Source organism: Kitasatospora sp. NPDC059827 (assembly GCF_042731675.1).
Lineage (GTDB): Bacteria > Actinomycetota > Actinomycetes > Streptomycetales > Streptomycetaceae > Kitasatospora.
In genome coordinates this window covers 17,389-38,236 of record NZ_JBHWIV010000085.1, presented here as the reverse complement: position 1 = coordinate 38,236, position 20,848 = coordinate 17,389, and the positions used below count along the sequence as shown (strand labels likewise).

Annotated in this window: 18 protein-coding genes and 1 riboswitch; of the genes, 13 read left to right on the top strand and 5 right to left on the bottom strand. The window is 76.3% G+C overall.

The genetic code is table 11. The annotated features are described in order from the left end of the window. The first annotated feature begins 184 nt into the window (after positions 1–184). Positions 185–1,831: an ATP-binding cassette domain-containing protein gene (locus ACFV8H_RS34410; protein ID WP_380407761.1), complete on the top strand. Its 1,647-nt coding sequence runs from the start codon at positions 185–187 to the stop codon at positions 1,829–1,831. 472 nt (positions 1,832–2,303) lie between these two features. Here the strand turns inward: ACFV8H_RS34410 and ACFV8H_RS34405 are convergent, their stop codons facing one another. Beyond that, a complete protein-coding gene (locus tag ACFV8H_RS34405; RefSeq protein WP_380407759.1) occupies positions 2,304–2,450 on the bottom strand; it encodes a hypothetical protein in 147 nt (48 codons plus the stop codon). Positions 2,451–2,781: 331 nt separating this feature from the next. On the opposite strand from ACFV8H_RS34405, the gene ACFV8H_RS34400 reads away from it, so the two are divergent. Both ACFV8H_RS34400 and ACFV8H_RS34395 read left to right on the top strand, forming a co-directional pair. Continuing rightward, positions 2,782–4,455: an ATP-binding cassette domain-containing protein gene (locus ACFV8H_RS34400; RefSeq protein ID WP_380407757.1), complete on the top strand. Its 1,674-nt coding sequence runs from the start codon at positions 2,782–2,784 to the stop codon at positions 4,453–4,455. Positions 4,456–4,619: 164 nt separating this feature from the next. Continuing rightward, positions 4,620–4,793 carry a hypothetical protein gene (locus tag ACFV8H_RS34395; protein WP_380407755.1) on the top strand — a complete coding sequence of 58 codons (174 nt, stop codon included), beginning with the start codon at positions 4,620–4,622 and terminating at the stop codon, positions 4,791–4,793. 110 nt (positions 4,794–4,903) lie between these two features. Here ACFV8H_RS34395 and ACFV8H_RS34390 read toward each other — a convergent pair whose 3' ends face one another. Then, entirely contained in the window at positions 4,904–5,989 is a 1,086-nt protein-coding gene (locus tag ACFV8H_RS34390) for a Zn-dependent alcohol dehydrogenase (protein WP_380407753.1), read from the bottom strand. A 430-nt stretch (positions 5,990–6,419) separates the two neighbouring features. On the opposite strand from ACFV8H_RS34390, the gene ACFV8H_RS34385 reads away from it, so the two are divergent. The 4 genes from ACFV8H_RS34385 (at position 6,420) to ACFV8H_RS34370 (ending at position 10,751) form a co-directional block, all read left to right on the top strand. After that, positions 6,420–7,073 carry a class I SAM-dependent methyltransferase gene (locus tag ACFV8H_RS34385; RefSeq protein WP_380407751.1) on the top strand — a complete coding sequence of 218 codons (654 nt, stop codon included), beginning with the start codon at positions 6,420–6,422 and terminating at the stop codon, positions 7,071–7,073. 216 nt (positions 7,074–7,289) lie between these two features. Continuing rightward, complete coding sequence (locus ACFV8H_RS34380) at positions 7,290–8,585, top strand: hypothetical protein (protein ID WP_380407749.1); 1,296 nt, start codon at positions 7,290–7,292, stop codon at positions 8,583–8,585. A gap of 7 nt (positions 8,586–8,592) precedes the next feature. Then, on the top strand, positions 8,593–9,618 hold the full coding sequence (locus tag ACFV8H_RS34375; RefSeq protein ID WP_380407747.1) for an N-acetylmuramoyl-L-alanine amidase: 1,026 nt from the start codon (positions 8,593–8,595) through the stop codon (positions 9,616–9,618). 209 nt (positions 9,619–9,827) lie between these two features. Beyond that, positions 9,828–10,751 (top strand): hypothetical protein, encoded by a 924-nt coding sequence (locus ACFV8H_RS34370; protein WP_380407745.1) that lies wholly within the window; start codon positions 9,828–9,830, stop codon positions 10,749–10,751. A gap of 98 nt (positions 10,752–10,849) precedes the next feature. Here ACFV8H_RS34370 and ACFV8H_RS34365 read toward each other — a convergent pair whose 3' ends face one another. From ACFV8H_RS34365 to ACFV8H_RS34355, 3 genes are all read right to left on the bottom strand, one after another. Continuing rightward, the gene (locus ACFV8H_RS34365) at positions 10,850–11,911 is read right to left on the bottom strand and encodes a prenyltransferase (protein ID WP_380407744.1); all 1,062 of its coding nucleotides are present in this window, start codon (positions 11,909–11,911) and stop codon (positions 10,850–10,852) included. Then, positions 11,908–12,660, bottom strand: a complete 753-nt coding sequence (locus ACFV8H_RS34360; protein WP_380407742.1) for a class I SAM-dependent methyltransferase — start codon at positions 12,658–12,660, stop codon at positions 11,908–11,910. The genes ACFV8H_RS34365 and ACFV8H_RS34360 overlap by 4 nt, the downstream gene beginning before the upstream one ends. Positions 12,661–12,758: 98 nt before the next feature. Next, positions 12,759–14,069 (bottom strand): glycosyltransferase family 4 protein, encoded by a 1,311-nt coding sequence (locus ACFV8H_RS34355; protein WP_380407740.1) that lies wholly within the window; start codon positions 14,067–14,069, stop codon positions 12,759–12,761. A gap of 262 nt (positions 14,070–14,331) precedes the next feature. Here ACFV8H_RS34355 and ACFV8H_RS34350 point away from each other — a divergent pair, with 262 nt between their 5' ends. From ACFV8H_RS34350 to ACFV8H_RS34325, 6 genes are all read left to right on the top strand, one after another. Then, positions 14,332–14,952: a TetR family transcriptional regulator gene (locus ACFV8H_RS34350; protein WP_380407738.1), complete on the top strand. Its 621-nt coding sequence runs from the start codon at positions 14,332–14,334 to the stop codon at positions 14,950–14,952. A gap of 139 nt (positions 14,953–15,091) precedes the next feature. Then, positions 15,092–15,173: riboswitch (cobalamin riboswitch) on the top strand. Between the two features lie 112 nt (positions 15,174–15,285). After that, positions 15,286–16,542, top strand: a complete 1,257-nt coding sequence (locus ACFV8H_RS34345) for a prenyltransferase/squalene oxidase repeat-containing protein (RefSeq protein ID WP_380407736.1) — start codon at positions 15,286–15,288, stop codon at positions 16,540–16,542. Beyond that, entirely contained in the window at positions 16,542–17,255 is a 714-nt protein-coding gene (locus ACFV8H_RS34340; protein WP_380407734.1) for an SCO2322 family protein, read from the top strand. The genes ACFV8H_RS34345 and ACFV8H_RS34340 overlap by 1 nt, the downstream gene beginning before the upstream one ends. Positions 17,256–17,298: 43 nt before the next feature. Beyond that, positions 17,299–18,414: an energy-coupling factor transporter transmembrane protein EcfT gene (locus tag ACFV8H_RS34335; RefSeq protein WP_380407732.1), complete on the top strand. Its 1,116-nt coding sequence runs from the start codon at positions 17,299–17,301 to the stop codon at positions 18,412–18,414. Continuing rightward, positions 18,411–20,012 carry an ABC transporter ATP-binding protein gene (locus ACFV8H_RS34330; RefSeq protein WP_380407730.1) on the top strand — a complete coding sequence of 534 codons (1,602 nt, stop codon included), beginning with the start codon at positions 18,411–18,413 and terminating at the stop codon, positions 20,010–20,012. The genes ACFV8H_RS34335 and ACFV8H_RS34330 overlap by 4 nt, the downstream gene beginning before the upstream one ends. After that, positions 20,009–20,845: an ECF transporter S component gene (locus ACFV8H_RS34325; protein WP_380407729.1), complete on the top strand. Its 837-nt coding sequence runs from the start codon at positions 20,009–20,011 to the stop codon at positions 20,843–20,845. The genes ACFV8H_RS34330 and ACFV8H_RS34325 overlap by 4 nt, the downstream gene beginning before the upstream one ends. Positions 20,846–20,848 lie beyond the last annotated feature (3 nt).

The following is a 20,848-nucleotide window of genomic DNA, read 5'->3' as shown; positions in this document are numbered from 1 at the left end:
CTTCTTTTGTTTATAATATAATTATCTTTCCCTGTCTTATCTACCCAAACTGTTTATCTGTACCGCCCCCGGGGTGCCGCCCCCGCCTGTCCGGACAGGCGAGGGCGGCACCCGCCTTCCCACACCCGCCTTCCCATACCCGCCTTCCCACGCCCGCGTCCAACTCACCGACAGGAGGCCGTACTTGCCACGACGACCCACCGGATGGACGCTCGCCCTCGGCATCGCCCTGCCGGTCGAGGCCGCCACCACCCTCGCCCTGCCCGCCGTCCTCGCCACAGCCGTCGACGCCGCCCTCACCCACCGGACCGGGACCGCCCTCGCCCCACCCGCCCTCCTGCTGCTGACGGCCGCCGCCGCCAACGCCGCGGCCGCCGGACCGGCCTGCTCGGCCGAGGCCACCGCAGCCCTGCGCGGGCGCCTGCTCCGCCACCTCCTTGCCCTCGGGCCCGGCGGCCGCCTGCACGGCGGGCCGCCGCCCGGCGACCTCGCCGCCCGGCTCCTCGGCTCGGCCGCCGACGCGGGCGGCCGGCTCCCCGCCGTACTCGGCGCGGCCACCGCGCTGCTCACCTCGATCGGCGCGATCCTCGGACTCGCCGCGCTCTCGCCGTGGCTGGCACTCGCCTTCTTCGCGGGCGTGGTGCCCGGCGTGGTGCTCATCCGGCTCTTCCTGCGCCGGGCCGGGCCGGTGTTCGCCCGCTACCAGGAGGTGCAGGCCGAACTCGCGGCCCGGCTCAGCGGCGCCCTCACCGGGCTGCGCAGCATCCACGCGGCGCGCGCCGAACACCGCGAAGCCGCCCGGGTCCTGGCCCCGCTCCCGGACCTCTCCGCGGCCGGACACGCGCTCTGGGCCGCCCAGCGGCGCACCGCCTGGCAGGCCACCCTGCTGATCGCCCTGGTCGAGATCACGGTGCTCGCCACCGCCGGGGCGCTGCTCGCCGACGGCACCCTCGCCCCCGGCGCGCTCGCCGCGGCGGCGGGCTGGGCGGCGCTCGGCGCGGGGCTCTTCGAACAGGTGGAGTCGCTGGTCGGGGTCGCCCACGCGCGCGCCGGGCAGGCCCGGGTCGACGAACTGCTGGCGCTCGCACCGGCCCCGGCCGGCCCGGCGGCCCTCCCGGCGGGCGGGCCCGGCGAGGTCACCCTGCGGGGCGTGGTGGTGCGCGACGGCGAACGGGTCCTGCTCGGCCCACTCGACCTCACCGTCCCCGGCGGCCGCACCGTCGCCCTGGTCGGGCGCTCCGGCTCCGGGAAGTCGCTGCTCGCCGCACTGCCGGGGCGACTGCGCGACCCCGACGAGGGCACCGTACTGATCGACGGCGTCCCGGTGGACACCCTGTCCCCCACCGCCCTGCGGGACGCCGTCGGCTACGCCTTCGCCCGGCCCGACCTGGTCGGACGCACCGTCCGCGAGGCCCTCGCCGGAGCGGGCCCGGCCGAAGCTGCGGCCGCGTACGCGGACGGCTTCCTGGCCCGGCTCCCGCACGGCTGGGACACCCCGCTCGACGAGCTCCAGCTCTCCGGCGGCGAACTCCAACGCCTCGGCCTCGCCCGGCTGCTGGCCCGCCCCACCCGCGTCGTCGTCCTCGACGACGCCACCTCCGGTCTGGACCTCGCCACCGAGTACCAGGTCACCGAGGCCCTCGACCGCGCCACCCACGGACGCACCCGGCTGGTCGTCGCCCACCGCGCGACCGTCGCCGCCCGCGCCGACCTCGTCGCCTGGCTCGACGGGGGCCGCCTCCGCGCCCTCGCCCCCCACACCCACCTCCTCGCCCACCCCGACTACCGCGCCACCCTCTCGGCCACCACCCTCCAGGCAGCCACCACGTGACGCACGGGAAGTCGACCTGACCGACTTCCGGTGCGGGGGAGGACCGGCCACCCTCTGCCCTGCCGAGCTCTCGACGCTTCCTCTCAGCCGCACCGGAAGTCGAGCTCATCGACTTCCGGTGCGGGGAGATCAGCCAGCACCCCCGCCCTACCGCCCCACCGCGCCCTCCGCGCCTGCACCGGAAGTCGACCGGGTCGACTTCTCGCGCACACCGCTCAGCCACAACGCCCTGACCGCACGGGAAGTCGACCCGATCGACTTCCCGTCCTCTCCGAAAGCCGACTGGATCGACGTCCATGGGATTGCCCACCTCGAACCGCACAAGCACCGACGCCAACCCCGACACCGGAAGTCGGCGGGGCCGACTTCCGGTGCAACCGCCACCCCGAGCAGGCCACCGACGGGCGCCGAGCGCATCGACCTGGCGGTCCGCCCGCCCCGGAGGGGAGGCGGACGCGCCCAAGCGCCGGCGTCAACCACGGTGGCGGCTGCTGGCATGGCCCTTGCGGGCGGCGCGGGGCGAGGCACGGGTGCGGGTGGCCGAGGAGCTGCCGTCGGGGGCCTCGGCGGCGCCGCTCGCGCGGCCGGGGGCGAGCGCGCCGATACCTGAGCTGGGCACGGTGGCGGCCGGGAGTTCGAAGGCTGCGGTGGGGGCGCCGGCATCTGGGGGTCGGCGGCGGGCGGCGCGGCCGGGGGTGTCGGGAAGGGAACTGCTGGCACACCCGATGCGGGCCTCGCGAGCCGCACTGACGCGGCTCGCCGCGCGGGGCGGGGCACGGGTGCGGGTGGCCGAAGAGCTGCGGCCGGGGACGGGCGCACCAGTGCCCGAGGTGGGCGCGGTGGCGGGCCGGGGGTGGGGGCGAGGCCGTCGGCGCACCCCGGAGTGGAGGCAGCGGCACCGCGGGGTCGGGATGGTCGTAGGGGTGATGCGGGGCACGCGAGGAGCCCTGGTGGGGTTGCTCGCCTGGTCGGGGGTGGAGGCGGTGCCGCCGCTGGTGTCCGGGTTGTTGGTGTCGGCCGCCGTGGATCAGGGGTTCCTGGCCGGGCGGCCGGGGGTCGGGGTGGCCTGGCTGGGCGGGTTCGGGGCGGCGATGGCGGTGCGGGCGTACGCGGCGCGGGCCGGGTTCCCGTACCTCGCGGGGGTGGTGGAGCCACTGCGGGACGCGCTGGTGGAGCGGGTGGTCCGCGGTGCCCTGGCGCGGCCGCGGGCGGATCCGGCCGCCGTCGCGCGGTTGACCGAACAGGTGGAGTCCGTACGGCAGTTGACCGCGACGCTGCTCCGCACGCTGCGCGGGGTGGGGGTCACGCTGGTCGCCGCCCTGGTCGGGCTGGCGCTGCTGGCGCCGGCCGTGCTGCCGCTGGTGCTGGTGCCGCTACTGGTGGCCGGGCTGCTGTTCGTACGGCTGCTGCGGCCGTTGGCGGCCGGGCGGCGGGCGGCGGTCCTGGCCGAGGAGCGGCTCGCCGCCGAGGCCGGGCGGGCGTTGCGCGGACTGCGCGACGTGCAGGCGACGGGGGCGGCCGACGCGGTCGCCCGGGCGCTGACCGGGGTGGCGCAGGAGAGCGCGGCCGCCTCCCGGGCGCTGGGCCGGGCGTCGGCCCTGCGCGCGCTCGTGGTGGCGCTCGGCGGGCGGCTGCCGGTCCTGGCCGTCCTGGCGGCGGCGCCCTGGCTGCTGGCGCACGACGCGCTGACGGCGGGCGAGCTGCTCGGCGTCGCCACCTACCTCCTCCAGCAACTTGACCCGGCGGTAAGGACGTTGGCGGGCACGGTCGGTGGCTGGCTGCTCAACCTCGGCGTGGTGCTGGACCGCCTCGCGGAATCGACCACCGAGTCCGAGCCCAACGAGTCCAACCCCGCGCCCGCCCCAACCCCCGCCCCCACTCCCGGTGTGCCGCTCGGCGCGGTCCGGCTGCTCGGGGTGCGGTACGCCCACGGGCCGGGCGCTCCGGCCGTGCTGGACGGGGTGGACGCGGAGTTCCGCCCCGGGGAGCACATTGCGGTGGTGGGGCCGAGCGGGGTGGGGAAGTCGACCCTGGCGGGGCTACTGGCGGGCCTGGTGGCGCCGACGGCGGGGGCGGTGGTGGTCGGTGGCGGCCCGCGCGGGGTGGCGCTGCTGCCGCAGGAGGCGTACGTGTTCCCGGGGTCGGTGCGGGAGAACCTGACCTGGCTCGCCCCGGGCGCGTCCGGACGGGAGGTCGCGGAGGCCGTCGGGCGGCTGGGGGCGGACGGGCTGGTGGCGCGGTTGGGCGGGTTGGCCGGCGCGCTGCGCGATCCGGGTGAACTGTCCTCCGGTGAGCGCCAGTTGCTGGCGCTGGTGCGGACGTACCTGGCGGACGCGCCGGTGGTGGTGCTGGACGAGGCGACCTGTCATCTGGAGGCGGCCGCGGAGGAGCGGGTGGAGCGGGCGTTCGCCGCGCGGCCGGGGACGCTGGTGGTGGTCGCGCACCGGATCAGTTCGGCGCTGCGGGCGGACCGGGTGCTGCTGCTGGACGGCGGTCGCGGACTGCTGGCCCGGCACGGCGACCTCCAGGTGCTGTCGCCGTTCTACCGCGAGCTCGTCGGCCACTGGCTGGGTTCTTCCAGGGTGACTCCCGGGGCCGCAGGCGGGGCGGGACTCGCCCCATGAGGTCGATAGGATCTCGTCCGTCCCGGCCGTTATGGTGACCGGGGCACGGGCCGCGATCACCGGCTGTGGGCGCGTTCCGAGCGCCCGATCGGGGACCCGACCGTGTGCCGCAGGCATCGGGCGGGCGCCGATGACCTGCACCCTCGCACGGAAGACGATTTCTCATGTCCGACACCCTCACCGACACCACCGGCCCTGCGGTCAACGGGACCGACGCCGACGAGAAGACGGCCGAGGACACCGCGTCGCACGGCCGCCACCGCGGCGGCTCGGCCGACGACGACACCCCCGGGGCGGACCCGCACGGCCGCCACCGCGCTGCCGGCGCCTGGAGCTGATCCGCCGAACACGCCGACACACCCCGCGAGGGCCCGCCGAGGAGACTTCCCGGCGGGCCCTCGCACGTCACCCCGCCTCCACTCCCCCCATCGCACTGTGGGGCGGGGCGTCAGGAGTCCAGCGAGATCACCGTCCGCAGCGCCTCACCGCTGCGCATCTGCTCGATCGCCCGGTTCACCTCGGCCAGCCCGACCCGGTGGGTGATCATCCCGTCGAGGTCGATCCGCCCGGCCCGCCAGAGGTCCACGACCAGGGCGATCGTGCGGGCGACCGGCGCCCCGCCGTACAGCGAGGGCAGCAGCCGCTTCTCGTTGAAGAACAGTTCCCCCATGGTGAACTGGGCGAGGTCGTCCTGCGCGCCCGCGCCGATGACGACGACGGCGCCGCCGCGCCGGGCCGCGTCGTAGCCGGCCCGGACGGTGGCCGCGCGGCCGACGGCCTCGAAGACGTGGTCGAAGCCGCCGCCGGGCAACCCCTTGGCGAACGCCTTGAGTTCCTCGGGCGCGATGGCCTCGGTGGCGCCGAAGGCGAGGGCCCGTTCGCGGCGCGAGGCGACCGGGTCGACCACGGTGATCCGGGCGGCACCGCAGACCCGGGCGCCCTGGACGGTGGCCACGCCGACGCCGCCCGCGCCGATCACCGCGACCGAGGAACCGGGCTCGACCCGGGCGGTGTTGACGGCGGCACCGATGCCGGTGGTCACGCCGCAGCCGATCAGGGCGGCGGCTTCGTACGGCAGGTCGGCGGGCACCTTGATCACCGCGTCGGCGGCGACCACCACCTCCTCGGCGAAGGCGCCGGTGCCGTAGAAGCCGGAGGCCTCGGTGCCGTCGTCGGCGAGCCGGAAGCCGGGGGCGCCGAGCCGCCGCAGGCTGGCGATGCAGAGGTGGCCGCGGCCGTGCTCGCAGTGGGCGCAGCGTCCGCAGGGGGCCATCCAGCAGAGCACCACGCGGTCGCCGGGGGCGACGCCGGTGACGCCCTCGCCGACCTCGACGACGTCCCCGGCGCCCTCGTGCCCGGGGACGAAGGGCGCGGGCTGCGGCAGGACGCCGCTCATCGCGGAGAGGTCCGAGTGGCACAGGCTGGCGGCGCGCATCCGGACCCGTACGGTGCCCGGTCCGAAGCCGAGCGCCGTGACGTCCTCGCGGACGTCGAGGGTGTCCTGGCCGGTCTTGTGCAGGACGGCTGCGCGCATGGGCTGCTCCCGGTGTGCCTCGGGTCATCGGGTCAAGGGTCGGGGCGATTCTGGCACGGCCGCCGGGCACGGACTAGAACGCGTTCCAGAACGGCGCGGGGACTGCGGCCCGGCGGAGTGATCACAGTACGAACAAGCCCTCTGCACAGCGGCGATCCGGCCCGCCATCATGATCGCCGTGCTCACCGCCTCGGCCGCCGAGGCCGCGACGATCGCCGTCGAGCTGGCCCCGTACCGTGCCCGGATCGCCACCGGGTTCCTGGCCGGCTGACGACACCGGCCAACGAGCCGGCTACGGCTACGGCTACGGCTGCGGCCTCGGCCGACGGCACACCGCCGAGGGGACCGGCCGACCTCCCGGCGGCCGCCCCGCTACCGTCGAGTAGGGTCCGAGCACGTCCGTCCGCCGCCCCGACCCGAGGAGCACCGCATGTCCGACCTGCTGGAGGGCGCCCGCCCGGCGCCGGAGGTGCTGGCGGCGTTCGAGACGGCCACCGGGTTCATGCCGGTGGACGAGGGCCTCGCGCTCTACGAGGCGGCGGTGGCGGCGGCCCGGCGCACCGGGCTGCCGGTGCTGGAGATCGGCACCTACTGCGGCCGCTCGGCGGTCCTGCTGGCCGCCGCGGCCCGGGAGGCCGGGACGGTCGCACTGACCGTGGACCACCACCGCGGCTCGGAGGAGCAGCAGCCGGGCTGGGAGTACCACGACCCGACCCTGGTGGATCCGGAGGTCGGCCGGATGGACACCCTGCCCCGCTTCCGCCGCACCCTGCACGCGGCGGGGCTGGAGGAGCACGTGGTCGCGCTGGTCGGCCGCTCGCCGCAGATCGCCGCGCTGTGGGGGCGCCCGCTCGCCCTGGTCTTCATCGACGGCGGGCACACCGACGAGCACGCCACCGGCGACTACGAGGGCTGGGCGCCGCACCTGGCGCCGGAGGGCCTACTGGTGGTGCACGACGTGTTCCCGGACCCCGCGGACGGCGGCCAGGCCCCGTACCGGGTCTACCTGCGGGCGCTGGCCGAGGGCTTCGAGGAGGTCTCGGTGACCGGTTCGCTGCGCGTCCTGCGCCGGGCCGCCGCCTAGGCTCCCGCACACCGGGAAACCGACCGCCCCGCACGCCGGCCCCCGCCCCGACCGCCCCGCGAGATACCCCGCGCGGCCCCGCCCCGATGCTCTAACGTCGTGCCTGGGCTGTCGGGCGGGGGTTCGAACGGTACGGTGTCCGCGCAGCACCAGGCAGCTGCGGCACGGGCGGCAGCACCAGGCAGAGCATCGGCGGACGGTGGGGGCCAGCGGCACATGACGGACCAGCACAACACCGCTCCGGCGGTCTGGGACCCGACCGCGCGCGGCGGCGCGGGCGGCTGGGTCCGCAATCCGCAGCGCCCGGACGCCGGGACCGACCCCGCCGCACCGCCCGCCGCCCCCGCCCCGGGCGCGGCCGAGGACCAGGACCCGCCGCTGGGCGGCCGCCCGTACCTGTCCACCGCCCCGGGCTTCGGCCCGGCGCCGGACATGTCGGGCCCGGCCACCCCGCCGACCCCGCCCCCGGGCCCCGGCGCGCCCACCGCCGCCCTCCCCCGGATCGCCCCGGCGCCGGGCGCCCCGCCCGCGGCCGCGCCGTTCCCCTCGCACGCGACCCCGCAGGACCGCGGCACCCAGGGCGGGCCGCTCCCCGGCCCCGGGTACGTCTACCCGCCGCCGCCCCCGGCCGGCAACCCGTACCAGCAGGCCACGGACCAGCAGGGCGGGTACGGGTACCCGCCGCCGCCCTACCCGCAGGCCCCGCAGACCCCGCAGGCCCCGTACGGCACCCCGCCGTACCCGGCCCGGCCGGACCACCCGGCCGCTCTCCCGCCCGACCACGAGGACGACGGGGACCGCCCGGGCAACCGCCGGGCCCCGCTGCTGATCGGCTTCGCGGTGCTGCTGGTGCTGGCGGTCGGCGGCGGCCTGCTGTACGCGACCCAGGGCGGTGACAAGGGCGGCCAGGCCGCGCCCACCCCGCCGGCCGGCGCCGCGACCGGCGCCGGCAACCCGCCGCCCGCCCCGGCGCCCACCGGCACGGACGCCGCACCCGGCGGCACGGCCACGCCCTCCGACACGCCGGCCCCGTCCGCGACCACGGCCGGCCCCAACGCCAAGGCCCAGGCCCAGGCGCTGGACGGACTGCTCACCGAGGGCGGCAACGCCAGGACGCAGATCGGCAACGCCGTCGCCAAGGTCAGCAGCTGCCCGTCGAAGGCCGACATCGAGAGCGCGGCGCAGGTCTTCGACAGCGGGGCCGGCCAGCGCCAGGGGCTGCTGGGCAAGCTCGCCAAGCTGAGCGTCACGGACGTCCCGGGCGGCGCGGACGCGGTGAACTCGTTGAAGTCCGCCTGGCAGCTGTCCGCCGACATCGACAAGGCGTACGCGGCCTGGGCGCGCGCCGTGGCCAAGCAGGGCTGCTCCGGCAACGCGCCGAGCACGCCGGACAAGAAGCACGCGGACGAGCTCAACCCGCAGGCGACCCAGGCGAAGAACGACTTCCTGACCAAGTGGAAGCCGATCGCGGACGCCTACGGTCTCACCCCGCCCACCTCGGACAGGATCTGAACCGCCCGTGACCGGCCCGACCTCCCCCGCCCCCCGCCGTTCCGTCCTGCTGCGCACCGCCACCGCGGTGGCGGTGGTCGTTCCGCTCTGCACGGCGGGCTGGTTCGGCTGGCAGGCCCTGGACGGCTCCGGCCCGGCGGCCGCCACGGCCGCCGCGCAACCGGCCGCGCCGCCGACCGGCGCCACCCCGACCGACCCGTCCCCGGACCCGACGACGGGCGCGACGACGGAGCCGACGACGGGCACGGCGACGGGCACGGCGACGGGCACGGCAACGAGCCCGACGGCGGGCACGACGCCCGGCGCGCCCACCGGTACGCCGACGCCCGCCGCCACCCCGCAGGCCCCGGCCGGCGGCGGCGACCTGGCCGGCCGCACCGTGGTGCTCGACCCCGGCCACAACCCCGGCAACTTCTCCCACCCCACCGAGATCAACCGTCAGGTGGACGTCGGCAACGGCCACAAGGAGTGCGACACCACCGGCACCGAGACCAACGCGGGCTACACCGAGGCCGACTACACCCTGGACGTCACCCGCCGGGCCCGCGCCCTGCTCACCGCCCGGGGCGCCAAGGTCGTCATGGTGCAGGACGGCGACCGCCCGTGGGGCCCGTGCGTCGACGAGCGCGCCAGGGCGGGCGCCGACGCCCACGCGGACGTCGCGCTGTCGGTGCACGGCGACGGCGCGCCGGCGAGCGGCAGCGGCTTCCACGTGATCCTGCCCGCCAAAGTGGTCGCCGGTACGGCGGACAACTCCGCGATCGTCGAACCCTCGCACCGGCTGGGCCTGCTGCTGCGCGACCGCTTCCACGCCGCGACCGGCGAGCCGTACGCCGACTACATCGCCAAGGACGGCCTGGACACCCGCTCCGACCTGGGCGGCCTCAACCTCTCCGCGGTTCCCAAGGTGTTCATCGAGTGCGGTAACATGCGCAACTCCGCGGACGCCCGACGGATGACGGACCCTCAGTGGCGGCAGCAGGCCGCCCAGGGGATCGCCGACGCACTGGGCGCCTTCCTGACCACCCACTGACCGGACCGGGCAAGGGAGTTGGGGTGAAGCGGGCCGACCGGCGGACACCCGCCGAGTCGGCACGGTTTGCAACGACTTCGACCCGTTCCCGGTCCCGCCGTGCACCGGTGGGACGGTTGGGCCTAGGCTTCTGGTCCGTTCGGGAGTTTCGGCCGGTCGGACCGACCGCACGAAGCACCGTCCACGACACGTCAACGAGGGGAACGTAAGTGAATCTGCGCGCTCTCACCAGGGGAGACGCCGCCGTCGCAGGCGCGGCCGTCCTGCTGTTCATCGCCTCCTTCCTGCCCTACTGGACCGTGGACTGCAGCGGCCGGTACTGCGGGGACACCTCGCAGAACGCGTGGAGCACCCAGCTGTTCCCCATCCTGCCGTCGATCTACCTCCTGGGGATCGCCGCGGCCGTCCTGATCCTGGTGCAGCGCTTCCAGGGCCCCGCCGCGGCCAACCGCCAGGTGCTCGGCCTGCGGCTGGACCAGTGGGGCATCGCGTTCAGCGTCGCCGCGCTCTGGACCTCGGTCTGGGCGCTCGGCGGGGGCCCGTCGGCCACCACGCTCAGCCACGGCTTCGGTGCCTGGCTCGGCCTCATCTCGCTGCTCGTGCTGGCCGGTGCGGCCGCGGCCGCACCGCTGGTGCCGGCGCTCAAGGCCCCGCTGGTCAACGAGCGCCCGGCCGTCCCGTACCAGGGCGGCTACCCGATGCCGGGTCAGCCCGGCCACCCGGGTGCCCCCGGCCAGCCCGGCCCGGGCCAGTACGGCTACCCGAACCAGGGTCACGACCCGGCCTTCGGCGCCCAGCCGGCCGGTGGCTACGGCTACCCGGCCGCCGGCCAGCCGCAGCCGGGCCAGCCGCTGCAGGCCGGTCCGCAGGACGCCGCCGCGCCGGCCCCGCAGCCGACCCCGGCCGCCCCCCAGCCGGCCGCCCCGGCGGCGGACTTCCAGCCCTTCTGGTTCGCCGTCCCGGCCCCGCGCCAGCTGGCCCCGAAGGACAACCCGGTCGGCGCCCCGGTCGGCGAGGTCGTGCCGGGCACCTGGTACCTGGCCGTCGAGCAGCGCGGCGCGGCCCTGGTCGCCCAGCTGCCGGACGGCACCCAGGGCGTGCTGGCCGACACCGCCGGCATCCAGCGCGGCTGACGCCGCGGCGCGGACGCGAGCCGCGCGACGGCACGGAGAAGGGGCGGGACCGGATCACCGGTCCCGCCCCTTCCGTGTTCCCGGGGGCCGGGAGGCCCTCAGCAGCAGTCCTGGACCACCAGCCCGGCGGGCAGCTGGTCCCCGCCGAAGACCGCGACGGTCGCCGGGTCCCCGCCGAGCGCGGCGACCGCGAGCAGCAGCGCCCCGGCCGTCCAGGTGGTGCGCTCCTCGGGCCAGATCGCGTCGTCCTCGAAGACGTACCCGGTCCAGTACGAGCCGTCCTCGTGCCGCAGGTGCCGCTGGATCCAGCGCAGGATGTCCACCGCGCGGTCGGACTGGCCGATCGCCCAGAGCGCGAGCGCCAGTTCGGCGCTCTCGCCGCCGGTCACCCACGGGCGGTCGCTGACGCAGCGCACGCCGAGGCCGGGGACGACGAAGCGCTCCCAGTCCCGCTCGATCCGCGCCACCGCCGCGTCGCCGCGCAGGCCGGTGCCGAGCACCGGGTAGTACCAGTCCATCGAGTAGCGGTCCTTGTCGAGGAACCGCTCGGGGTGGTGGGCGATGGCGTGCCGCAGCCGGCCGGCCGCGAGCTCCCAGTCGGGCTGCGGCTCCTCCAGGTAGTCGGCGACGGCCAGCCCGCAGCGCAGCGCGTGCAGGATGCTGGACGAGCCGGTCAGCAGCGCCTCCCCGGTGGCCGCGCCGTCCTCGCCGACCCGCCAGGCGATCGGGCCGCCGGGCAGCCGCAGGCCGACGATGAAGTCCAGCGCCCGCCGGACCACCGGCCAGATCCACTCCAGGAAGGCGTCGTCGCCGGTGCTGAGGTGGTGGTGCCAGACCCCGACCGCGATGTACGCGCAGAAGTTGCTCTCCTTGGCCCGGTCGGTGACCGTGCCGTCGGTGTACGCGGCGTACCAGGAGCCGTCGGGGTTCTGCCGGGAGGCGAGCCAGCGGTAGGCGGCCTCGGCGGCGGCGTGCTCCCCGGCGGTGTCCAGGGCCATCGCGGCCTCGGTGTGGTCCCAGGGGTCGAGGTGGTGGCCCGCGAACCAGGGGATGGCGCCGTCGGGGCGCTGCTCGGCCAGGATGCTGCGCACGGTGTCGGCCGCCTGCTCGGCGTCCAGCACCCCGTCGAGCAGCAGCACCTCGGGGACGGCGGCGGTCACTCCGCCCCGCCCGGCGCGCGCTCGACCTTGTTCGGCTTGGCGGCGTAGGCGACGAAGCTCTTGCCGATGAGCGGGTTGAGCGCCTTCTCGGCGGCCTTGGTGATCGAGCTGATCACCGGGGTGCCGACGATGTCCCAGACCAGCAGCTGGTGGTAGGCCTTGACCGGCAGCGCCTTGTCGTTGTCCACGCCGACCGCGCACTTGATCCACCAGTACGGCGAGTGCAGGGCGTGCGCGTGGTGGGTGCCGTACGGCTCCAGGCCGGCGTCCTTGAGCTTGCCGAGGAGTTCGTCGCCCCGGTAGATCCGGATGTGGCCGCCCTCGACCTCGTGGTAATCGTCGGACAGCGCCCAGCAGATCTTCTCCGGCAGCCAGCGCGGCACGGTGACGGCGATCAGGCCGCCCGGCTTGAGGACCCGGAACATCTCGTTGAGCACGCCCTTGTCATCGGGTATGTGCTCCATCACCTCGGAGATGATGATCTTGTCGAAGTAGTCGTCCTCGAACGGCAGCGCCAGCGCGTTGCCCTCCATCGCGACCGCCGACGCGCCCTCCGGGGCCTCGCCGGCCAGCTCCATCGCCGCGAACCACTTCTTGACCTCGGCGATCTCCTCGGCGTTCTGGTCGAGGGCGATCACGTTGGCGCCGCGGCGGTAGCACTCGAACGCGTGCCGGCCCCCGCCGCAGCCCAGGTCGAGCACCCGGTCGCCGGGGGCGAGCGGGAAGCGCGAGAAATCGACGGTCAGCACTGCAGGGCTCCCATTTCTATTGCCACCAAGCGTTCTTGATGCTTCGTCAGGTCACACTCGCCTCAACGCCCGGAGCGGCTCGCTCACGAGCCCGCCCCTCAGGGCACGTACCGCCAGCCCGGTCCGGAGCGGGCCCGGGCGCCGACGCCGGTGGCGATCGCCGCGCGGTAGGCCTCGGCGGTCAGCTCGGCGGCCCGCTCCCAGGTGAACCGGGCCAGCACCCGCTCCCGGCCGGCCGCGCCGAGCTCGGCGCGCAGCTCCGGGTCGTCCAGCAGCCGGCCGAGCGCGGCGGCCAGGGCGCCCGCGTCCCCCGGCGGCACCGCCAGGCTGGTCCCGCCGTCCGGCCCGGCCACCTCGGGGATCGCCCCGCCGGTGGTCGCCACCAGCGGGGTGCCGGTGGCCATCGCCTCGGCGGCGGGCAGCGAGAAGCCCTCGTACAGCGACGGGACGCAGGCGACCTCGGCCGAGCGGTACAGGTCGACCAGCTCCCGGTCGCTCAGCCCGGTGCGGAACTCGATGTGCTCCGCCAGCCCGAAGCGGCGCACCGCCTCGGCCACCGGCCCGTCCTCCTTCTGCGGCTTGCCGACCACCACCAGGTGGGCGTCCCGCTCGGTGCGGACCTTGGCCAGCGCCTCGACCAGGAACACCAGGCCCTTGAGCGGCACGTCCGCGCTGGAGGTGGTGACGATCCGGCCCGGGACCCGCTCGATCCGCGCCGAGGGCGACCAGAGCCGGGTGTCGGCGCCGATCGGCACCACCGAGATCGCGCCGGGGGCGGCGCCCAGGTGCTCGGCGATCTCGCGCTGCGAGGTGCCGGAGACGGTGATCACGTGGTCCAGTCGGGCCGCGACCCGGCGCTGCATCCGGGTGAAGGCGTACCAGCGGCGCAGCGACAGCCGCTTGCCCCGGGTGGTGGCCGCGTCCAGCTCCAACTGCCGGTCCACGGTGATCGGGTGGTGGATCGTGGTGACCAGCGGGAAGCCGTGCCGGGCCAGGCCGAGCAGGCCGTAGCCGAGGGTCTGGTTGTCGTGCACCACGTCGTAGCGGCCCTTGTGCCGGGCCAGGTACTGCCGGGCGCGCAGCGAGAAGGTGAGCGGTTCGGGGAAGCCGCCGGTGCGCATGGTGGCGAACTCCAGCACGTCCACCGGGCCGCGGAACTCACCGCGGGCGGGGGTGCGGAAGGGGTCGTCGGCGCGGTAGAGGTCCAGGCTGGGCAGCTCGACCAGGCGGACCGAGCCGGGGCCCTCGACCTCGTCCAGCACGGGGTAGGGCTGGGCGCCGATCACGTCCACGTGGTGGCCGAGCCGCGCCAGCTCCCGGGAGAGGTGCCGTACGTACACGCCCTGACCGCCGCAGAACCGGTCCCCGCGGTATGACAGCAGGGCAATCCGCAGCGGCTGCGCGGTCATCCTCGGCCCTCATCTCTGGCTGCTATCGGTGCGAGCGGCGCCCAACGGTGGCACCGGTCGCTAAAGTAGATCAGGTTTCAGTGGCTGTGGAACTCGTCATCGACCGTGTGAACAATGAGAGACCTCGAAGATACCGGCCCGTAGCTTTCGCTCAGGAGCCAGGGCTGGTGATTCCCGCCACGCCGGGCCCGACCGACCGCGGGTCGACTTCGGGTCGACCTTTCTGGAGCACGCCGCCACCCACGCGCCCCCGGGAGCACCCTTGCCGTCGCCGACCACGTCCGTGAGCCCCGCCTCCCCCGCACCGGGCGAGCCGCCGCTGTCCGCGCGCCAGGCCGAGCGGCGCCGCCGCATCCTGCGCGCCGCCACCGCGCTGGCCGCCCGAGGCGGGTACGAGGCGGTGCAGATGCGGGAGGTCGCGGAGAGCGCCCAGGTCGCCCTCGGGACGCTGTACCGGTACTTCCCGTCCAAGGTCCACCTGCTGGTCGCGGTCATGCTGGAGCAGCTCCAGGGGCTCCAGGAGCACATCCGGCGGCACCCGCCGACCGATCCGGAGCCGGCCCTGCGGGTCGCCGACGCCCTCACCCGGGCCTTCCACGCACTCCAGCGCGAGCCGCTGCTGGCCGAGGCGATGGTCCGGGCGCTCAGCTTCGCGGACCGCTCGGTCGGCACCGAGGTGGACCAGGTCAGCGCCGCCACCGGACAGCTCATCCTGGACGCGATCGGGCAGTCCGGCCCGCCCAGCGAGGGCCAGCGCGCGGCCGTCCGGGTGATCGAGCACACCTGGCACTCGGCCCTGGTCGCCTGGCTCTCCGGGCGCGCCTCGATCGCCGAGGTCCGGGCCGACCTGCACACCGCGGCCCGGCTGCTCGCACTGCCCTGACCGCCCCGGTCGGCGGGGCGGTCACCGGAGGCGATTACTGGAACCTGTTCCAGCTCCCCGCCGCCCCGGCCGACCCGCGCGCCGCGGCCCGGCGGTTAGAGTCGACGGGCAGCACAACTCCATCCCGCTCCTCCCCCGGGGGAAGCCGGTGCGAATCCGGCGCTGACCCGCAACCGTGAGCCCGACCGCGCCCCCCGGCGCCCCGGGCGAGCCGGGGCACCCGGGGAGGGACGAGCGGCGAACCGGGCACCCGCACCCGCCCGGCACCCGTCGAGGACTACGGAACGGCCCCCGCCGGGGCCCGCCACCGCTCACCGAAAGGCACACCGCACCATGCTGACCGCCGCCCGCCTGGGCGCCGCCGCCCTGTCCGCCGCGCTGCTCGCCGGCCTCGCCGCCGGACCGGCCCTCGCCGACAGCCCGTCGCCCACGGCCGCCGCCACCCCGGACGGCCTGTACGGCAGGAGCGACCCGACGTACGACGGCGTCTGGCGGCAGTCCCTCGCGCTCACCGCGCTGACGGCGGCCAAGGTCACCCCCGCCGACTCCGCCGTCGACTGGCTCACCGGACAGCAGTGCGAGGACGGCGGCTGGCCCTCCTACCGGGCCCCCGGCGCGGCCTGCGACCCCAAGACCGAGGACAGCAACGCCACCGCCGTCGCCCTCCAGGCCCTGGTCGCCGTCGGCGGGCACCAGCCCGCCGTCGACAAGGGCCTCCAGTGGCTCAAGGCCACCCAGAACGCCGACGGCAGCTGGGCCTACAACCCCGGCAACCCCGGCGACGCCAACTCCACCGGCCTGGTCGTCAACGCGCTGTTCGCCACCCGGACCGACCCGGCGAGCATCGCCAAGCCCGGCACCGGCGGCGCCGCCGGGAAGAACGCCTTCGACGGCCTCGCCCGCTTCCAGCTCGGCTGCGCCGCCCCCGCCGACCAGCGCGGCGCCTTCGCCTTCCAGCCCGACCCGGCCGCCGGCACCCTCGCCCCCAACACCCTCGCCACCGCCCAGGCCGCCCTCGCCGCCGCCGGCGGGCACCTGCCGGTCGCCTCCTCGGTGCACGCCGACGCCAGCGCCAAGCCCCTCGCCTGCGCCGACGGCTCCGCGCCCGCCACCGTGCCGCACGCCGAAGCCGGCGAGGCCGTCAGCGCCTACCTCGCCGCCCAGCTCGGCTCCGGCGACGGACACCTCACCCTCACCACCCCCGGCGCCGAGCCCAAGCCCGACTACACCGCCACCGCCTGGGCGGCCCTCGCCCTCGTCCAGAGCGGCCACCCCGACGAGGCCACCGACGCCGTCGACTGGCTGGAGGGGCAGGGCGCCACCTGGACCAAGAACGGCACCGACGCCGCCGCCACCGCCACCCTCCTGCTGGTCGGCCAGGCCACCCACCGCGGCGACGCCGCCCTCACCGGCCAGCTCACCGCCCTCGGCCCGGCGCCCAAGGCCGAGGCCGCCTCGACCACCGCCACCCCGGCGAAGAAGAAGAGCGACGGCATCGGGCAGTTCTGGCTGATCATCGTCGGCCTCCTGATCGGCGTCGGCGGCGGGCTGCTGCTCAGCCTCCAGCGCAAGCGCAACCCGAAGCTCTGATGCGGGCCCTGCGTGACGTCGCCGGGGGCCGCGGCCCCCGGCGGGCACCGGCCGCCCTGCTGCTCGCCCTGCTCGGCACCCTGGTGCTGCCGGCCTGCGCCACCCCGGCGCAGGCCGCCGGGTACCGGTACTGGTCGTTCTGGCGCGGGGCCGACGGCGGGGCCTGGACGTACCAGCAGCAGGGGCCCGCGATCTCCGTGCCGCCGGACGGCTCGGTGGACGGCTGGCGGTTCGCCCTCAGCCCGGACGGCGGACAGGACGCCGCCCGGCCGCGCACGGCGTCCGGGTTCGACGGGATCTGCGCCGCCACCCCCGCCCAGGACGGCCGCAAGCGGGTCGCCGTGGTGCTGGACTTCGGCACGGCCCAGGACGCCGGAGCGTCCGCCGCCGCGCCGCCCGAGTCGCGGACCGCCTGCGCGAGCGTCGCACCGCGCGCCACCTCGGCCGAGGTGCTGGCCGCCGTCGCCCCGCCGCTGCGCTACGAGTCCAACGGGATGCTGTGCGCCATCGCCGGCTACCCGGGGGCCGGTTGCGGCGACCAGGTGGACGCGGGCGCCGCCGCCCGGCCCAAGGCCGGCGCCGACGGCGGCAGCGGCAGTGGCAACAGCGGCAGCGGCAGCGGCCCGGACCTCGGGCTGGCCGCCGGCGGCGCGCTGGTCGCCGTCCTCGCCGGTGGCGCCGTCTGGCAGGCGCGCCGCCGCCGTCACCCCTGAGGCGTGCCGTGACACGCCCCGACCCCGTTCCCAGGACAGATCCGTGAGCAGCACCACCCGCAGCACCCGCAGCACCCGCCCGCCCGTCGGACCGCGCCAACTGCACCCCGGGGCCTGGTGGTTGTGGGCACTCGGGCTCGGCGCGACGGCGACCCGCACCACCAACCCGGTGCTCCTGCTGCTGCTCGCCGCGACCGCCGGGTACGTGGTCGCGGCGCGCCGCGGCGACGCGCCCTGGTCGCGTTCGTACGGGGCGTTCCTGCGCCTCGGACTGCTGGTGCTCGGCATCCGGCTGGTCTTCGCGGTACTGCTCGGCTCGCCCGTCCCCGGCACCCACACACTGTTCGGCCTGCCCGAAGTCCCGCTCCCCGCCTGGGCGCAGGGGGTGCGGATCGGCGGGCGGGTCACCCTCGAAGGCGTGCTCGCGGCGCTGTACGACGGGCTGCGGCTGGCCACCCTGCTGGTCTGCGTCGGCGCCGCCAACTCGCTGGCCAGCCCCGCCCGGCTGCTGCGCGCCCTGCCCGGCGCGCTCTACGAGGCGGGCGTGGCCGTGGTGGTGGCGATGACCTTCGCGCCGAACCTGGTCGCCGACGTACGCCGGCTGCGCGCCGCCCGCCGCCTGCGCGGCCGCAGCGACAAGGGCGTCGCGGCCGTGCTGAGCGTCGGACTCCCCGTCCTGGAGGGCGCGTTGGAACGCTCGATCGCCCTGGCGGCGGCGATGGACACCCGCGGCTTCGGCCGCACCGCCGACGTACCGCGCCGACTGGCCCGGGTGACGGCCGCGCTCACCCTGGCCGGGCTGCTCGGGGTCTGCCTGGCCGCGTACGGGCTGCTGACCGCCGGGGGCGCCGGCTGGGCGCCGCCGGTGCTGCTGCTGGGCCTGGCCGCCGCCTTCACCGGACTGCTGCTCGGTAACCGACGGTCCGTCAGATCCCGCTACCGGCCCGACCCGTGGGCGCTGCCGGAGTGGCTGACCGCCGGGTCCGGGGTCGCCGCCGCCGCCCTGTTCAGCTACCTCGCGACACGGGATCCGGCCGCCTTCGCCCCCACCGTCGTCCCGCCGACCGTCCCCGAGCTGCCGCTGGCCGCCGTCCTGGCCGTACTCCTCGGCCTGGTACCGGCCTTCGCCGCCCCGACCCCGCCCCGGAGGGCATCGTGATCACCTTCGAGCAGGTCTCCGTCCGGTACGCGGACTCCGCCGCCCCGGCGCTGGCGGGGGTCGACCTCACCGTGCCCGAGGGCGAACTCTGCCTGCTGGTGGGCCCCTCGGGCTCCGGCAAGTCCACCCTGCTGGGCACCGTCAGCGGCCTGGTGCCGCACTTCACCGGCGGGGTGCTGCACGGCCGGGTCACCGTCGGCGGCCGGGACACCCGCGAACACCGGCCGCGCGAACTCGCCGACCTGGTCGGCACCGTGGGCCAGGACCCGGCGGCGCACTTCGTCACCGACACCGTCGAGGACGAACTCGCCTACGGCATGGAGTCGCTGGGCCTGCCCGGCGACGTGATGCGGCGCCGGGTCGAGGAGACCCTCGACCTGCTCGGCCTCGCCGACCTGCGCGACCGCGCCCTGGGCTCGCTCTCCGGCGGCCAGCAGCAGCGCGTCGCGATCGGCTCGGTGCTCACCGTGCACCCGCGCGTCCTGGTCCTGGACGAGCCCACCTCGGCGCTCGACCCGGGCGCCGCCGAGGAGGTGCTGGCCGTGCTGCAACGACTGGTGCACGACCTGGGCACCACCGTACTGATGGCCGAGCACCGGCTGGAGCGGGTCGTCCAGTACGCCGACCAGGTGCTGCTGCTGACCCCGGGCGAACCGCCCGTCCTGGGCGAACCCGCCGAGGTGATGGCGCACTCCCCCGTGCACCCGCCGGTGGTCGGCCTCGGCCGGCTCGCCGGCTGGCGGCCGCTGCCGCTGTCCGTCCGGGACGCCCGGCGCAAGGCCGCCGCGCTGCGCGCCGACCTGGACGGGCACGCGCCCGGCGCCGTCGCCGTTCCCGACGGCGCTCCGATCGCCGACTGCGCCCGCCTGGCCGTACGGCGCGGCCCGGTCCAGGCCCTGCGCGGGGTCGACCTGACGCTGCGCCCCGGCGAGATCGCCGCCCTGATGGGCCGCAACGGCGCCGGCAAGTCCACCCTGCTCGGCAGCCTGGTCGGCCTGCACGCCCCCGACTCCGGCCGCGTCACCGTCGGCGGCCGCACCCCGCACCGCACCCGCCCCGCCGAACTGATCCGGCACGTCGGCCTCGTCCCCCAGGACCCGCGCGACCTGCTCTACGGGGAGAGCGTCGCCGCCGAGTGCGCCGCCGCGGACGCGGACGCCGGGGCCGCCGCGGGCACCTGCCGCGCCCTGGTCGAACGCCTGCTGCCCGGCATCGACGGCACCGCCCACCCCCGGGACCTCTCCGAGGGCCAGCGGCTCACCCTCGCCCTCGCCGTCGTCCTCACCGCCAGGCCCCCGCTACTGCTCCTGGACGAGCCGACCCGCGGCCTGGACTACGCCGCCAAGGCCCGGCTGGTCGAGATCCTGCGCGGGCTCGCGGCCGAGGGGCACGCCGTCCTGCTGGCCACCCACGACGTCGAGCTCGCCGCCGAACTCGCCCACCGCACCCTGATCCTGGCCGAGGGCGAGATCGTCGCCGACGGCCCGACCGCGGAGGTGGTGGTCTCCTCCCCCGCCTTCGCGCCGCAGGTCGCCAAGGTGCTGGCGCCCGGACCGTGGCTCACCGTCCGGCAGGTCGCGGAGGCACTGAACGCATGAGCAGCCGACCCGTACCGCTCGGCCGCCGCTCCGTCGCGGCACTGTCCCTGGTCTCCCTGGTCGGCGTGACGGCCTTCGGCTGGCCGCTGCTCGCCTCCACCGGATCGGCCCTGGTCGGCCACTCCGCCGACGCGCCGTGGCTGTTCGCCCTGCTGCTGCCACTGCTGCTGGCCGTCGTCATCGCGCAGATCTCCGAAGGCCGTACGGCGGGCGGCGGGGCGCCGGGCCTGGACGCCAAGTCCGTCGCCCTGCTGGGGGTGCTGGCGGCGGCCGGCGCCGCGCTGCGGCCGCTGGGGGCGGGGACGGCGGGCCTGGAACCGATGTTCTTCCTGATGGTGCTGTCGGGGCGGGTCCTCGGCCCCGGCTTCGGCTTCGTCCTCGGCTCGCTGTCGATGTTCACCTCCGCACTGCTCACCGGTGGGGTCGGACCGTGGCTGCCGTTCCAGATGCTCGCCATGGGCTGGGTCTGCCTCGGCGCGGGCCTGCTGCCCGGCCCGGCCGCGCTGCGCGGCCGCCGCGAACTGCTGCTGCTGGCGGGGTACGGCGCCGTCTCCGCCGTCCTGTACGGCACGATCATGAACCTCCAGGGCTGGCCGTACATCGGCGGCCTGGCCAGCTCCATCTCCTTCCACCCCGGCGACCCGCTGTCCGCCAACCTGGTCCGCTTCGCCGCCTACTGCCTCACCACCTCCCTGGGCTGGGACCTCCCGCGCGCCGCCCTCACCGTCGTGCTCTGCCTCACCCTCGGCACCCCCGTCCTGCGCGCCCTGCGCCGCACCACCCGCCGCGCGGCCTTCGACGCCCCCGTCGACTTCCGGCCGCCGCTAGGGTGACCG